The following is a 15,370-nucleotide window of genomic DNA, read 5'->3' as shown; positions in this document are numbered from 1 at the left end:
CCGTGCAGTCCCCCCACCCCCCACACCCCTCGTTCCCGCCCCGCCCCGGACCACCGCGGGGTGAGTCCGACCGGGACCTGGTCGCCCGGCTGACCGGCCCGGCCGCCGGACGGCACCACGCCGTCGCCCTCCTGCTGGCCCGCCACTGGCGCGCCACCTGCGACTACGCGGTCGTCTGCCTGGCCGCGGCCGGGCCCAACGCCCACCTGGTGGCCGCCGCCGCGTTCCACCGGGTGCTCGGCCGGCCGGCGGGCGAGCCCGCCGACGGCCCCCTGCGCCCGCGGCTGCTCGCGGCCGTCCGCGACACCGTCCGCGCGTGGGCCGCCGACGAGGGTGCCTGCGTGGTCGTACCGGAATTGCGCAAGCCCACCGGCGGCCGCGGCCTGCGCGCGACGGCACCCGGCACTTCCGAAAGGCGCCGGCTCGCCGAACGCGCTTTCCGCGCACTGCCCGACGCGGCCCAATGCCTTCTGTGGCATACCGAGGTCGAGGCGGAACACATAAACATTCCCGCTGGTCTGTCGGGGCTGGACACCGGCACCGCCACGGTCGCCCGCGAGCAGGCGCGCGAGCAATTCCGGGCCGGTTGTGTACGCGCCCACCGGGAACTCGCGCCGTCCGCCGAATGCCGTTTCCACAACCGTCTTCTGGACGTGTCCATTCACCGCGGCGGCCCGGTGCACCCCGATCTGGAACGGCATCTGACGGGGTGCCGGTACTGCCGACAGGCAGCCGAACAACTAGGGCACTTCGAAGGCCCGTTGGGTGTCCTGCTCGCCGAGGCCGTGCTCGGCTGGGGCGCCCGCCGCTACCTCGACTCCCGCCCCACCGGGGGCGCCCCCCAGGAGCCCGCGCCGCCACCGCGAGCGGAACGGCGGGCGGCCGGCGGCCGGCACCGCACGGCACCCGAGGGCGGCCGGCGCACCGCCCTGGCGCTCGGCGTCGGCCTCACCGCGCTCGCGCTGCTCACGACCGTGCTGGTGGCCAGAAGCTGGTCCGACGACAACGGTGTCCCGTCGCCCGGCGTCACCTGGGCCGCCCCGGCGGGCCGTGCCCGCGCCGCCACCCCGGGTGCCACGGATGCACCTGGCGCCCCCGAGGTCACGGGCGGGAGGTCATCCGCCGCCGGGCCGTCCGCCGCCTCCGCGGGCGGACCGGTCGCGGTCGCCCACGGCCGGCTGCGCGGCCTCGGCTCAGGCCGCTGCCTCGACGTCCGCGGCGGCAGGGTCGAGCCCGGTACCGGTGTCCGTCCGGCGCGGTGCTCGTCCGCCCGGTCGCAACGGTGGCCGTACCGGGGCGACGGGCTGCTGCACAGCGCCACCGACCCCGGACTCTGCCTGGCCGCCGGCACCGGCACGCGTGCCGTCGTGGTGTCCGCCTGCGTCCTGCGCCCCGGAGAGGTGGCGTCCGGCCCGACGGTCCGCGGTGAAGTCCCGCCGCGCCTGAGCGGCGGTCTCGCGCTCGTCCCGGTGGGCGGCGCCGGAGTGGTGCGCGTGGTGCTCGCGGCCCGCGCCGGCTCCGGCCGGCAGGGGCGGGTCCTGGAGTCCGGGCCGGTGGCGGGGGTACGGCTCGCCGCACCGCGGCCGGGCGGGACGCGGGAGCGCGGGCGGCCGTCCGCGCCTTCGCCTGAGGCCGGCGGCGGCCGACGGGATCAGGGCAAGCCGGCCGGAGAACCGGTCAGGGGCGTCCGCGTCGAGCCGGCCGTGAAGGGCGTGCGGCCATCGGCCAGAGGCATCCGGTCCGAGTGGTCCGAGTGGTCCGTGGGGCCTGTGAGATCCGTGAGGTCCGTGAGGTCCGTGAGGTCCGTGAGGTCCGAGCGGTCCGTGTCCGTGAGGTCCGAGCGGTCCGAGCGGTTCGAGCCGTCCGAGCGCGGGCGTCGGTGGTTCGGATCGGCGTGCGCACACGGCGTCCTGTGCGCTGATGGCCATGCGCGGGTCCGGCGGGCGGGCCCCCGACCGGGACGGAGCCGGGCGGGCGGAGCCGTGCCGACGCTTTCCGGTGCCTTCGCCCCCGTGCCCGCGGAGTCGGGCCCGCCCCTGCCGCTCGACTGAGCACGCGAGAGGCCGGCCCGGGTACGGGCGGGTGGCGATGTCCGTGTGAGCCCGGTGGGGCGTGACGCGTGCCCGGATCGAGTCACCGGGTGCGCGTCATCGTGAATTCACGTGAGGCGGGCTCCGGGCGCGCGGTGTTGCCGGCCGGTGAGGGGCCGGTGAACAGGTCCGGTGGTCGGGCGTGCCGGCGGAGGAGCGCCGTGACACCGGCGTCGCGGTGCGCGCACCGCAAGGGTGATGAACCGTCAATTAGCGCCTTTCCAGCGGTTGTTGAGGGTTCAGCGGACTGGCTGGATCCATGCCACCGCCCGCGAAAAGACCGATGCCTTATTGACCCGTCAGTAAGTGCCTCGCTAGGTTCCGGTGCCTCGCACCAGAGAGTCCTGCCGCACACCCCCCACCGTGCTGTCTTGCCGATTCTTCGGAGCATCATGACCTCGCCCGTGCGCGCCCATGACCTGATCCTGTGCCTCACCCCCCTCGGAGAACCCGACGCCGGGCTCGCCGCGGCCGCCTGTGCCGCCGGTGCGCTCGGCATCCTCGACCTCGGCGACGGCGACCGAAGATCTCGCGAGGAACTGACCAGACTGAGAAGAACGGCGCCGGGGCCCTACGGCGTACGGGTGACGGGCCGCTGCACCCTCGGACCCGCCGACCTCGACGGCGGCCCGGACACCGTGGTCCTGGCCGTCGACGCGCCGTGGAGTGTCACCGAAGTCGCCCCCAGGTACAGGGTGTTGGTCGAGGTCACCGATCTGGCGCAGGCGCGTTATGCGGCCCGCGCGGGGGCTCACGGGCTGATCGCCCGAGGTGCCGAGAGCGGCGGCCGGGTCGGCGGCACCAGCACCTTCGTGCTGCTTCAACTCCTGCTGGGCGAAGAGGGGGTGGACGTACCGGTCTGGGCCTGCGGTGGCATCGGGCCGCACACCGCCGCGGCCGCCGTGGCCGGCGGGGCGGCGGGCGTCGTCCTCGACAGCCAACTCGCCCTGCTGACCGAGTCACGGCTGCCGGAGGCGGTACGGGCCGCACTGCGCTCCCTTGACGGCTCCGAGACGGTGGTCGTGGCCGGGCACCGGGTGCTGCGCAGGCGCGGCCCCGACGTCCCGCCCCCGCCCGACGATCCCGGCGCGGTCGCGGCCCTGATCGGTGCGCGGGACCCGCGCCGCCGCCTGCTCCCGGTGGGCCAGGACGGCTTCCTCGCCGCCCGCTTCGCCGACCGGTGGGGTGACGTGCGGGGGACGGTGCGCGGGCTGCGGGCGGCGATCGAGGAGGTCGTCGGCGTCGAGGACGCCGTGGCGCTACCGGGGCGTGGCGGGCCGGGAGTGTCGTGGAACGCGGGGCCTGGAGTGCCGCTGGACGGCGGGCCGGCAACGACACCGGGCGGCGAGCCCGGGGTGCTGACCAGCCCCCCTGCCGACCTCCCGACGAACGCCTCCGCCGCGGTCGCGGCCCTGCGGCCGGGGTCGGGCATGAGCCGGGCGCTCGGTACCCGGTTGCCGGTCGCGCAGGGGCCCATGACGCGGGTCAGCGACCAGGCGGCCTTCGCCGCCGCCGTCGCCGGGGACGGTGCGCTGCCCTTCCTGGCGCTGGCCCTCGCCGACGGCGGGCGGACCCGGGAGATGCTGACCGGGGCGCGTGCCGTGCTCGACGGACGGCCCTGGGGCGTGGGCGTGCTCGGGTTCGCGCCCGAGGAGATCAGGAACGCCCAGCTGGAGGCCGTACGGGAGCTGCGCCCCACGCACGCGGTCATCGCGGGCGGACGCCCCGGGCAGGCGCAGACGCTGGAGCGCGCCGGGATCCGCACGTTCCTGCACGTGCCCTCGCCGGGCCTGCTGCGGCAGTTCCTGCGGGCCGGGGCGCGCCGCTTCGTCTTCGAGGGCTCCGAGTGCGGCGGCCACGTGGGCCCGCGCCACTCCTTTCCGCTCTGGGAGGCCCAACTCGCCGTACTGGAGGAGTTCCTGGCCGAGCCCGGCACAGCCGACGGCACCGCGGAGGAGCTGGAGGTGTTCCTCGCGGGCGGCATCCACGACGAGCGGTCCGCCGCGATGGCCGCGGCCCTGGCCGCCCCCCTCACCGCACGGGGTGCCGCCGTCGGCGTCCTCATGGGCACCGCCTACCTGTTCACCGAGGAGGCCGTGGCCCGCGGTGCGATCCAGCCGCTCTTCCAGCGGCAGGTCCTGGCCGCCACCTCCACCGCCCTGCTGGAGACGGCACCCGGTCACGCCACCCGCTGCGTCCCCAGCCCTTTCACCACCGGGTACCGGGACCACGAGGCACGGCTGCGCGCGTCCGGAACCCCCGACCGTGAGCTGTGGGAGGCGCTGGAGCGGCTCAACGTGGGGCGGCTGCGCCTCGCCAGCAAGGGCGTCGAGCGCTCGGCCCGGGGCGAGCTGACCGCGGTGGACGAGCGACGGCAGCTCAGCGACGGGATGTTCATGGCCGGCGACGTCGTCGCGCTGCGCTCGGCGACGACCACCGTCGCCCGGCTGCACCACGCGGTCACCGACGGCGCCGCCGACCTGCTCACCGCCCGCTGCGCGCGGCCGGCCGCCCCGCGGGCCCCCGAACCGCCGCCCGCCGAACCCCTCGACGTCGCCGTGGTCGGCATGGCCTGCATGTTCCCCGGAGCCCCCGACCTCGCCGGCTTCTGGGCCAACGTGGTCGCCGGACACGACGCCGTCACCGAGGTCCCGGCCGACCGCTGGGACCCGGCCGTGCACCACACGGCCGGCGCGACGGCGTCCAAGTGGGGCGGCTTCCTGCCGCGCATCCCCTTCGACCCGCTGAGCTACGGCATCCCGCCCGCCTCCCTCGGCAGCATCGAGCCGGTGCAGCTGCTGTCCCTGGAGGCCGCCCGCAGAGCCCTGGACGACGCCGGGTATGGCGAACGGGGCCGCGCCTTCGACCGGTCGCGCACCTCGGTCGTCTTCGGCGCCGAGGCGGGCAGCGACCTGTCCAACGCCGTCACCCTGCGCGCCGTCCTGCCGTCGTACTACGGCGAGGTCCCCGAGGGCATCGGGGCCCAGCTGCCCCGGCTGACCGAGGACTCCTTCCCCGGCATGCTCGCCAACGTCATCTCCGGCCGCATCGCCAACCGCCTGGACCTCGGCGGCGCCAACTACACCGTCGACGCCGCCTGCGCCTCCTCCCTCGCCGCGCTCGACGTGGCCTGCAAGGAACTCGTCTCCGGCGGCAGCGACGTGGTGCTGTGCGGCGGGGCCGACCTGCACAACGGCATCAACGACTTCGTCCTGTTCTCCTCCGTGCACGCCCTCTCGCCCACCGGCCGGTCCCGCGCCTTCGACGACTCCGCCGACGGCATCGCCCTGGGCGAGGGCGTGGCCTGCGTGGTCCTCAAACGGCTCGCCGACGCCGAGCGCGACGGCGACCGCGTCTACGGCGTGATCAAGGGGATCGGCTCGGCCAGCGACGGCCGCTCCCTCGGCCTGACCGCGCCCCGTCCCGAAGGCCAGCGCGCCGCCCTGCTGCGCGCCTACCGCGACGCCGGCGTCTCGCCCGCCGAGGTCGGGCTGGTGGAGGCGCACGGCACCGGCACCGTCGTCGGGGACCGTACCGAACTCGGTGTGCTCGACGCGGTGTTCACCGAGGCCGGGGCCGCGGCGGGCGGCTGCGCGCTCGGCTCGGTCAAGTCGCAGATCGGGCACACCAAGTGTGCCGCCGGACTCGCGGGCCTGATCAAGACCACCCTGGCCCTGTACACCGGCGTCAAACCGCCCACCCTGCACCTGGAACGCCCCAACCCGGCCTGGTCGGAGGCGAACAGCCCGTTCGCCTTCCACACCCACGCCCGGCCCTGGACGGCTCCCGCCGCGGAACGCCTGGCCGGAGTCAGCGCGTTCGGGTTCGGCGGGACCAACTTCCACGCCGTGCTCGGCGCCCACACGGACGGCGTGGCGCCGAGACAGACCCTGGACGCCTGGCCCGCCGAGCTGTTCCTCTTCCGGGGCCGGGACACGGCGGCGGCCCACCGCGACGTCGCCGAGGTGCTGCGGGCCGCCGAGACCGACGGCCGCCCCTGGCGCCTGCGCGACCTGGCGCTCGCCGCGGCCCGCCGCGCGGACACCTCCGACGAACCGGTGCGGGCGGCACTCGTGGCCCGGGACGTGGACCATCTCATCGGCCAGCTACGGCGCGTCCTCGCGGGCGAGCAGGACCCGGCGGCCGGCATCCATCTCGGCGAGGACGAGTCGTCGGCGGCGGCCATCAGCTCCGGCGGCTACGGTTCGTCCGCGGCCGTACCCTCTGACGAGGACGGTTCGGCCGCGGGCACGTGCTCGGGCGAGACCGGCGCGGCGGGGGGCGTCCGCTCCGGCGAGGACGGTTCGGCCGCGGGCACGTGCTCGGGCGAGACCGGCGCGGCGGGGGGCGTCCGCTCCGGCGAGGACGGTTCGGCCGCGAGCACGTGCTCGGGCGAGACCGAAGCGGCGGAGGGCATCCGCTCCGGCGAGGACGGTTCGGCTGCGGGGTTGCGCTCGGGCGAGACCGGCGCGGCGGGGGGCGTCCGCTCCGGCGCGGACGATCCGGCGGCGGGTATCCGCTCCGGCGCGGACGATCCGGCGGCTGGCGGCCGGCCCGGCGAGCACGATCCGCGGTCCGACCCCCACCCCGCCGATCCCGCGGCCGGTGCCGCAGCAGGTGACGCCGACCGTGACGCCCCCGGCGACGCCAAGGTCGCCTTCCTCTTCCCGGGCCAGGGCAGCCAGCGGCCCGGCATGCTCGCGGACCTGCTGGTCGCCCTGCCCGAGCTGCGGTACTACCTGCACCTCGGCCGCGCGCACGCCGACACCCTGTACCCGCCCGCCGCGTTCGGCGAGGAGGCCCGCGCGCGCCACGGCGCCGCCCTCACCGACACCCGGGCCGCGCAGCCCGCGCTCGGCATCACGGGCCTCGCCGCGCACGCCTTCCTCACCGCGGCGGGCGTCACCCCGGACCTCGCGGCCGGACACAGCTACGGCGAACTGGCCGCCCTCGGCGCGGCCGGCGCGCTCGACGCCGAGACGCTCCTGGAGCTGAGCGGTGAGCGGGCGAGCGCCATCCTGGCGGCCGCGGGCGAGGAACCCGGCACCATGGCCGCCGTCGGAGCCGGTGCCGCGCGGGTCGCCCGCGCACTGCGTGACGCCGGGGCGCCCGGGTCGGTCGTCGTGGCCAACCACAACTCGCCCGAGCAGTCGGTGATATCGGGTCCCACGAGCGAAGTCGAGACCGCCGTACGCCTGTTGCGCGAAGCAGGGCTCACGGCCCGCCGTATCCCGGTCGCCTGTGCCTTCCACAGCCCGGTGGTGGCCGCCGCGGGGGAGCGGTTCGCCAAGGTCCTCGAGGACAAGAAGGTACGGGCCCCCGAGTTCCCCGTGTGGGCCAACCGCACGGCCGCCCCCTACCCCGCGGACCCCGACGCCGTACGCGCCGAACTCGCCGCTCAGATCGGCTCGCCGGTCTCCTTCGCCGCCCAGATCGAGGGCATGTACGAGGCGGGGGCGCGGATCTTCGTGGAGGCGGGCCCCGGGACGGTCCTCACCCGGCTCGTCGGACAGATCCTGGGCGACCGCCCGCATCGCACCGTCGCCTGCGAGCCCCGCGCCGACAGCGGCCTGCCGGGCTGGCTGGACGCCCTGGCCAGGCTGGCCGCCGCCGGGCTCCCGGTGCGCGCCGCCTGGCTCCTCCAGGGCCGCGACGCCGTCGACGCGCTGCGGACACCGGCGCCACGGCGGCCCGGCTGGACGGTCGACGGGCACCTCGTGCGCACCGCCGACGGAGCACCCCTCCCCGGTGCCCTCGCACCGGCCCGACGAGTCGTGGAGACGACCGTGACGACGAACCCGCCAAACGGCGCCCCGGCCGACCGGGACGCGCTGATCTCCGAGTTCCTGCGCACCAGCCGGGAGATGATCGCGGCCCAGCGGGACGTGCTGCTCACCTACTTCGGCGCCGCGCCGGGCACGGTCCCGGCGGCACCCGTGGCGCCGGCCGCGCCCGCGCGACTGCCCCTGGCCGCGCTCGAAGGACCGACGGCGGCGCGGCCGTCGTCTCCGCCCGAGGGGCCAGAGGGGCCAGAGGGGCCAGAGACGGCCGAGACGACCGGGGCAGCCGGGACGGCCGCCCACGCAACCGAGGCGGCCGAGCCTCCGCGAGCCGGAGCCGCCGAACCGCGACCGAGCGTCGAGCAGGTCGTCCTGGAGATCATCGGCGAGCGCACCGGCTACCCCGTCGACATGATCGAGCCGGACCTCGACCTGGAGGCCGACCTGAGCATCGACTCCATCAAGCGGGCCGAGATAGCGGGCGAACTCGCCCGGCGCCTCGGCATCGCGGACGGCTCGGAGGTCCTGGACGACGCGGAGCTGGAGGAACTGGCCAAGGCGCGGACGGCGGCCGCTGTGACGGCGTGGCTGACCGCGCGGATCGCCGGGGCCGCCGGGGACACCGGGGCCGTGACGGGGGCGGGGCCCAGCACCGTTCCGACCCGCCCGGAGACCGCCGACGTACCCGTCATCACACCCGCCGGAGAGGCGCCGCAACGCTGCGAGCTGCGCCCCGTACCCCTTCCGCCGCCTTCAGCCGCCCCCGAAACCGTCCTGCGCGGCAAACGGTTCGTCCTCCTCGGGGACGGCGGGGGAGCGGCGGCCGAGCTGGCCGCACGGCTGCGCGCGCACGGTGCCGACGCCGTCGCGGCCGACCGGACCCACCTCCTCGGCGAGGCGGACGGCGGGGCCGACGGCGTGCTGTACCTGGGCGCGCTCCCCGGTCCGGAGCTCCCGGTGCTTCCCGAGGCGTTCCCCGTGCTCAAGGCGGCCCTCGCCCGTGGCCCGCGCACCCTGCTGGCCGTGCAGCCCGCCGACCGCGCGCAGGCGTCCCGGTCGGCGGGCCTGCACGGCCTGTTCCGCACCGTCGCCCGCGAGTACCCCGGCACCCTGGCCCGGCTGGTCACCGTCCCCGACACCACCCCGGGCGCCGTCGCCGACGCCCTGCTCGCCGAACTGCTCGCCCCCGAACCGGCCGCCCCGGTCGTGCTGCGCACGGCCACCGGCGGGCGGCACGGGCTCGAACTGGTCCCGGCGCCCCTGGGACCGCTGGGCAGCACCGGCGCCGGACCCGCCGGTGAGGGTGCCGCCGAGGCCGCCGCGCTCGGCCTCGACCGGGACTCCGTGGTGCTGCTGGTCGGCGGCGCCCGTGGCATCACCGCACGGTTCGCCACCGCCCTCGCCGCGGCGAGCCGCTGCCGGATCGAACTGCTCGGCCGCACCCCCGCGGCCACCGCACCCGAACCACCCGGGACCGCCGCCGCCCGCACCCTCGTCGAACTGCGTGCCGCGCTCGCCCGGGACGGCTCGTCGAGCCCGGCGGAGGTCAGCCGCTCCGCCGAACTGATCCTCGCCCAGCGGGAGATCACCGCCACCCTCGCCGAACTCACCGCCCTGGGCAGCGAGGCACGCTACCGCTCGGTGGACTTCCGCGAGCGGGACGCCGCCCTCCAGGCGGTCAAGGAGATCCACGCCGAACACGGCCGCCTCGACGGCGTCGTCTTCGCCGCCGGAGTGATCGAGGACCGGCTGATCGCCGACAAGAGCACCGACTCCTTCCAGCGGGTCTACGGCACGAAGACCGCCGGGGCCGCCGCCCTGCTCACCGCGCTGACCGACCTGCCCCACGGACCCGGGTTCACGGTCCTGTTCGGCAGTGTCGCCGCCGTCCTCGGCAACCGCGGGCAGGCCGACTACGCCGCCGCCAACGACGCCCTGGAACGCCTGGGCACCGACTGGGCCGAGCGGACCGGCCACCGGGCGCTCACCGTGCACTGGGGGCCCTGGGCACCGGCCGGACGGCACGGCGGCATGGTCGGCGAGGAACTGGGCCGCGAGTACGCGCGCCGCGGCGTACGGCTGATCGACCCGGACGAGGGCACCGCCGCCCTGCTCCGCGAACTCGCCTGGGGTGACCGCTCGGCACGCGCCGTCGTCTACACCGCCTCGGGCTGGTGAGATGACACAGGTACACACCCCGGTCGCCGTGGTGGGGATGGCGGTACTGCTGCCCGGCGCCGCGGGCCTCGACGCCTACTGGCGCAACCTGCGCGACGGCGTGGACGCGATCGGCGACGTCCCCGACGGCCGCTGGGACGCCGGCTACTACCACCCCGGCAGCGCCGCCGAGCCCGCCGTCGCCGACCGGATCTACTGCCGGCGCGGCGGATTCGTGGACGCGCTGGCCGAGGTGGAGGTGACCCGGTACGGCATCATGCCCGCCTCCGTGCCGGGCACCGAACCCGACCAGCTCATCGCCCTCGACGTGGCCGCCGCCGCGCTCGCCGACGCCGGCGGCGCCGACCGGCTGCCCGAGCGGCACCGGATCGGAGTGACCCTGGGCCGCGGCGGCTACCTCACCCCCGGCCTGGTCAGGCTCGACCAGCGGGTGCGTACCGCCGGGCAACTCGTACGCACACTCGGCGAGTTGATGCCGGAGCTGTCGTCCGCCCAACTGGACCGGGTGCGGGCCGCGTTCACCGAACGGCTCGGCCCCGACAGCCCCGAGGCCGCGATCGGCCTGGTCCCCAACCTCGCCGCCTCCCGTATCGCCAACCGGCTCGACCTGCGCGGCCCCGCCTACACCGTGGACGCCGCCTGCGCCTCCTCGCTGGTCGCCGTCGACCAGGCCGTCACCGAACTCACCACCGGCCGCTGCGACATGATGCTGGCCGGGGGCGTCCACCACTGCCACGACATCACCCTGTGGAGCGTCTTCTCGCAGCTGCGCGCCCTGTCCCCGTCCCAGCGCAGCCGGCCCTTCCACCGTGACGCCGACGGCCTCCTCATCGGCGAGGGCACCGGGATCGTCGTCCTCAAGCGGCTCGCGGACGCCGAACGCGACGGCGACCGGGTGTACGCGGTGATCCGCGGGACCGGCGTGGCCGGCGACGGCCGTACCGCCGGCCTGGTCACCCCCGACCCCGGCGGCCAGGCACGGGCCGTGCGCCAGGCATGGCGGGCCGCCGGACTCGACCCGGCGGAACCCGGCTCGCTCGGGCTGCTGGAGGCGCACGGCACCGCGACACCGGCCGGTGACACCGCCGAACTCACCACCCTCGCCGACGTGTTCGGACCGGCCACGGCCGAGGACGGGGAGCGGCCCGTGCTCGGCTCGGTGAAATCGATGATCGGCCACACCATGCCGGCCGCGGGTGTCGCGGGCCTGGTCAAGGCCGCCCTCGCCCTCCACCACGCCACCCTCCTGCCCACCCTGCACTGCGACGACCCCCACCCCGCCCTCGCGGCCACCCGCTTCCGCACCCTGACCCGGGCGCGGCCCTGGGAGACCTGCCCGGCCCGACCGGTCCGCCGGGCGGCCGTCAACGCCTTCGGGTTCGGCGGGATCAACGCCCACGTGGTGCTGGAGGAGGCGCCGGGCCCGCGACCGGCACGACGCCGGGCCCGTACCCGGACCGCCGAGCCCGAGCGGGTCCTGTTGCTCGCCGCCGACGGCCAGGACGGCCTCGCCGCCCTCCTCGACCACGACGACCCCACGGTGCTCGCCGGCGGCCTCGCCCCCGAGCGGCCGCACCCCGACGCCGGCCCGGTGCGCCTGGGCGTCGTGGACCCCACCGCCAAGCGGCTCGCCCTGGCCCGCCGCGCGGTCGGCAGAGGCCGTGCCTGGCAGGGCCGCAACGACGTCTGGTTCCGCCCCGCCCCGCTGCTCGGGCCCGGCCGGGGCGGGCTCGCCTTCGTCTTCCCCGGTCTGGAGAGCGACTTCACGCCTCGCGCCGACGACGTCGCGGAGCACTTCGGCCTGCCGCCGCTCACCCGCGCCGACACGGACGTACGGGTCGGCGACGTCGGACGGCACGGCTTCGGCGTGGTCGGTGTCGGACGGCTGCTCGACGCCGCGCTGCGCCGCATGGGGGTCGTGCCGGACGCGGTCGCCGGGCACAGCGTCGGCGAGTGGACCGCCATGGCGGCGGCGGGACTGTACGCGGACGCCGAGGTCGACGCGTTCATGGCCGGGTTCGACCCGGACGCGGTGTCCGTGCCGGGCCTCGCCTTCGCCGCCGTGGGCGCCGGTGCCGACCGGGTCCTGGCCGCCCTGGCCGACGCCTGGACCGGCACCGGGATCGTGCTGTCCCACGACAACGCGCCCCACCAGTCGATGGTGTGCGGGCCGGACGAGGCGGTCCAGCGGTTCGCCCGGTCCTTCCGCGCCCAGGGCGTGCTCTGCCAGGTGCTGCCGTTCCGTTCCGGCTTCCACACCCCGATGCTCCAGCCCTACCTCGCCCCCATCGAGGAGGCGGCCGGCCGCTTCCGGCTGCACCCGCCGAGGGTGCCGGTGTGGTCCGGCACGACCGCGGCGCCCTTCCCGAGGGACGAGACGGCGGTGCGCGAGCTGTTCGTACGGCACCTGCTGGAACCGGTGCGCTTCCGCGAGCTGACCGAGGCGCTGTACGCGGCGGGACACCGCGCTTTCGTCCAGGCCGGCCCCGGACAGCTCGCCTCCCTCGTCGACGACACCCTCGGCGACCGCGACCACCTCGCCGTCGCCGCCAACTCGCCCCACCGCACGGGCATGGCCCAGCTCCGCCGGGTCGCCACCGCCCTGTGGACGGCGGGGGCCCACGTCGCACCGGCGGTACCCCGCCCGGACGCCGCCGTCGGCCACGGTGAGACGGGCCGCCCGGGCGCCGCCGTCGGCCACGGTGAGACGGGCCGCCCGGGCGCCGCCGTCGGCCACGCTGAGGTGCCCCGCCCGGACGCCGCCGCGCGTACGCCGGGACGCCCGCCCGTCCGCCTCGACCTCGACGGAGCCCTGGTGTCCCTGGCCGGACCGGGCCTGGAGGCCCTGCAAGCGGAACTGCGGCCGGACCGAACCGCGTCGCGCCCCTCGGCACCGGCCCGCCAGGGCACGTCCCCCCTCGACGACCTCGCCACCCGGTTCCCGGCCGCGGCCGAGCTGACCGCCCTGCTGCGGGACACCGCGGACACGGCGGCGGAGCTCATCACCGCGGCCGACCGCCGATCCGGGGGCCCGGCGGCGCCGCCCGGCCCCGCCTCCGACCTCCCCCTCCCCGCCGCCCCGACCTCCGTCACCCCGGCCGTCCCGGCTCCCGTCGCCTCGGCCTCGGTCGCCCCGACCTCCGTGGCCCCGGCCGTCCCGGCTCCCGTCGCCTCGGCCTCGGTCGCCCCGACCTCCGTGGCCCCGGCCGTCCCGGCTCCCGTCGCCCCGGCCGTCCCGACCTCGGTCGCCCCGATTCCCGTCACCCAGGCCGTCCCGGCTCCCGTCACCCCGGCCGCCTCGACATCCGCCAGCCCGGCCGTCCCCGCCCCCGTCGCCCCGGCTCCCGCCAGCCCGGCCGTCCCGGCCTCCGCCACCCCCGCCGTCCCGGCTCCGGTCACCCCGCTCGTCCCTGCCCCCGTCACCACCACCGTCCGCGTCTCCACGAGTGCCATGCCGTACCTGCTGGACCACTGCTTCTTCCCGCAGCGTCCCGGCTGGCCCGACGAGGCGGACCGCTGGCCGGTCGTCCCGGCCACCACGATCGTCCGGCACATGATGGACGCGGCCGAGGCGGCCGCCCCCGGGCTGCGCGCGGTCGCCGTGCACGGGGCGCGGTTCGACCGGTGGCTCACCGCGACACCCCCCGTCGACGTGCCCGTCACGGTCACCCCCGACCCGGGGCACGCGGACCGGGTCGCCGTCACCTTCGGGCCCACGGCCCGTGCCGTCGTCGAACTCGCCCCGCGCCACCCGGCACCGCCCGCGCCCGGCCCCCGCCCCGACGCCCCCGAAAGCGTCCCCGAGCACACCGCCGCCCAGCTCTACCGCGACCGCTGGATGTTCCACGGCCCCGCCTTCCAGGGCGTCGTCGAACTCACCGCGATCGGCGCCCGGCACGTCCGCGGAGTGATCACCGCACCGGCCGCGCCCGGCGCGCTGCTGGACAACGTGGGCCAGCTCCTCGGCTACTGGATCATGGCGACCCGCACCGAGCGGACCGTCGTCTTCCCGGTGCAGATACGGCACCTGCGCTTCCACGGACCCCACCCGGCACCCGGCACCCGGGTCACCTGCCGGCTGCGCGTCACCTCGCTCACCGACACAGTCCTGGAGGCGGACGCGGAACTCGGCGCCGACGGCCGGGTGTGGGCCCGGATCACCGGCTGGCAGGACCGCCGCTTCGACAACGACCCGCGCACCCGGCCCGTCGAGCGCTTCCCCGAGCGCCACACCCTCTCCGAGGCCCGCCCCGGGGGCTGGGCCCTGGTGCACGAGCGGTGGCCCGACCTGGCCTCCCGCGAGCTGATCATGCGCAACTCCCTCGGCGGCCCCGAGCGCGCCCGGTACGCCGAACGCCCGCCGCGCGGCCGCAGACAGTGGCTGCTGGGCCGGATCGCGGTCAAGGACGCCGTACGGCAGTGGCTGTGGCGGCACGGCGAAGGCCCCGTCTTCCCGGCGGAGATCCAGGTCGGCAACGACGAACTCGGCCGCCCGTACGTCACCGGAGCGCACGGCCGCGCCCTGCCCCCGCTGGACGTCTCCCTCGCCCACCGGGCCGAGGCGGGTGTGGCGATCGTACGGCCGCACAGCCCCCGCCCCGGCCCCGGCATCGACATCGAGGAGGTCACCGCGCGGGACCGAGCGACCCTCGCCACCGCCCTCGGCCGGGACGAACTCCGGTTGCTGCACGGGCGGTCCGCCGACGACCCCGAGGCCGAGGCGCTGTGGTTCACCCGCTTCTGGGCCGCCAAGGAGGCCGTGGCCAAGGCCGAGGGGGCCGGGTTCGGCGGCCGCCCCAGGGACTTCACGGTGCTGGAGACCGCACCGGACGGCAGCCGGCTGGTGGTCGCCGGCCGCCTGGAGCGGGCCTACACCGTGCACTGCGCGCGGACGGGCAACCCGCCCGCCCTCCCGGCGCGCTCCTACGTCGTGGCCTGGACGACCGGACCGGCGGCCCACGACGGACAACACGACGACGCAGCCGAGGAGTACGCCCGATGAACCCCACCCAGCCGCTGCCCGCGCAGCCCGCCACCGACGCCGTGCTCGCCGACGTCACCGGCATGCTCCGCACCCTCCTCGCGGAGTACGGCGAGGACGACGTCGAGATCGGCCCGTCCACCACCTTCAACCGCGACCTGGAACTGGAGAGCATCGACCTGGTCACCCTGGCCGCGCTGCTGGAGGAGCGGTACGGACGGCGGGTCAACCTCGCCGAGTTCCTGGCCGGCATGGAGTTCGACGAGATCATCGAGCTGACCGTGGGCCGGCTCGTCGAACACGTCGTGCTGAGCCTGCGGCGCACAGAGGCGGGCTGACCC

General features: G+C 76.6%; 4 protein-coding genes. All 4 read left to right on the top strand.

What is annotated here, in order from left to right; translation table 11 throughout:
* Positions 1-2 precede the first annotated feature (2 nt).
* The 4 genes from B446_RS06745 to B446_RS06730 all read left to right on the top strand — a co-directional run bounded on the left by B446_RS06745 (position 3) and on the right by B446_RS06730 (position 15,367).
* On the top strand, positions 3-2,051 hold the full coding sequence (locus B446_RS06745) for a ricin-type beta-trefoil lectin domain protein (protein ID WP_020938672.1): 2,049 nt from the start codon (positions 3-5) through the stop codon (positions 2,049-2,051).
* A gap of 431 nt (positions 2,052-2,482) precedes the next feature.
* On the top strand, positions 2,483-10,048 hold the full coding sequence (locus B446_RS40165) for a type I polyketide synthase (RefSeq protein ID WP_020938671.1): 7,566 nt from the start codon (positions 2,483-2,485) through the stop codon (positions 10,046-10,048).
* Between the two features lies 1 nt (position 10,049).
* The gene (locus B446_RS36875; RefSeq protein ID WP_020938670.1) at positions 10,050-15,050 is read left to right on the top strand and encodes a type I polyketide synthase; all 5,001 of its coding nucleotides are present in this window, start codon (positions 10,050-10,052) and stop codon (positions 15,048-15,050) included.
* On the top strand, positions 15,047-15,367 hold the full coding sequence (locus B446_RS06730) for an acyl carrier protein (protein ID WP_020938669.1): 321 nt from the start codon (positions 15,047-15,049) through the stop codon (positions 15,365-15,367). Before B446_RS36875 ends, B446_RS06730 begins: the two co-directional genes overlap by 4 nt.
* The last annotated feature ends 3 nt before the right edge of the window (positions 15,368-15,370 follow it).

Origin of the sequence: Streptomyces collinus Tu 365 (assembly GCF_000444875.1) — a bacterium.
Lineage (GTDB): Bacteria > Actinomycetota > Actinomycetes > Streptomycetales > Streptomycetaceae > Streptomyces > Streptomyces collinus_A.
This window is presented reverse-complemented; position numbering and strand designations above follow the sequence as displayed.

Coding starts and splice junctions, on each gene's coding strand:
- B446_RS40165 (WP_020938671.1), top strand. CDS start 2,483: ATGACCTCGCCCGTGCGCGCCCATGACCTGATCCTGTGCCTCACCCCC.
- B446_RS36875 (WP_020938670.1), top strand. CDS start 10,050: ATGACACAGGTACACACCCCGGTCGCCGTGGTGGGGATGGCGGTACTG.
- B446_RS06730 (WP_020938669.1), top strand. CDS start 15,047: ATGAACCCCACCCAGCCGCTGCCCGCGCAGCCCGCCACCGACGCCGTG.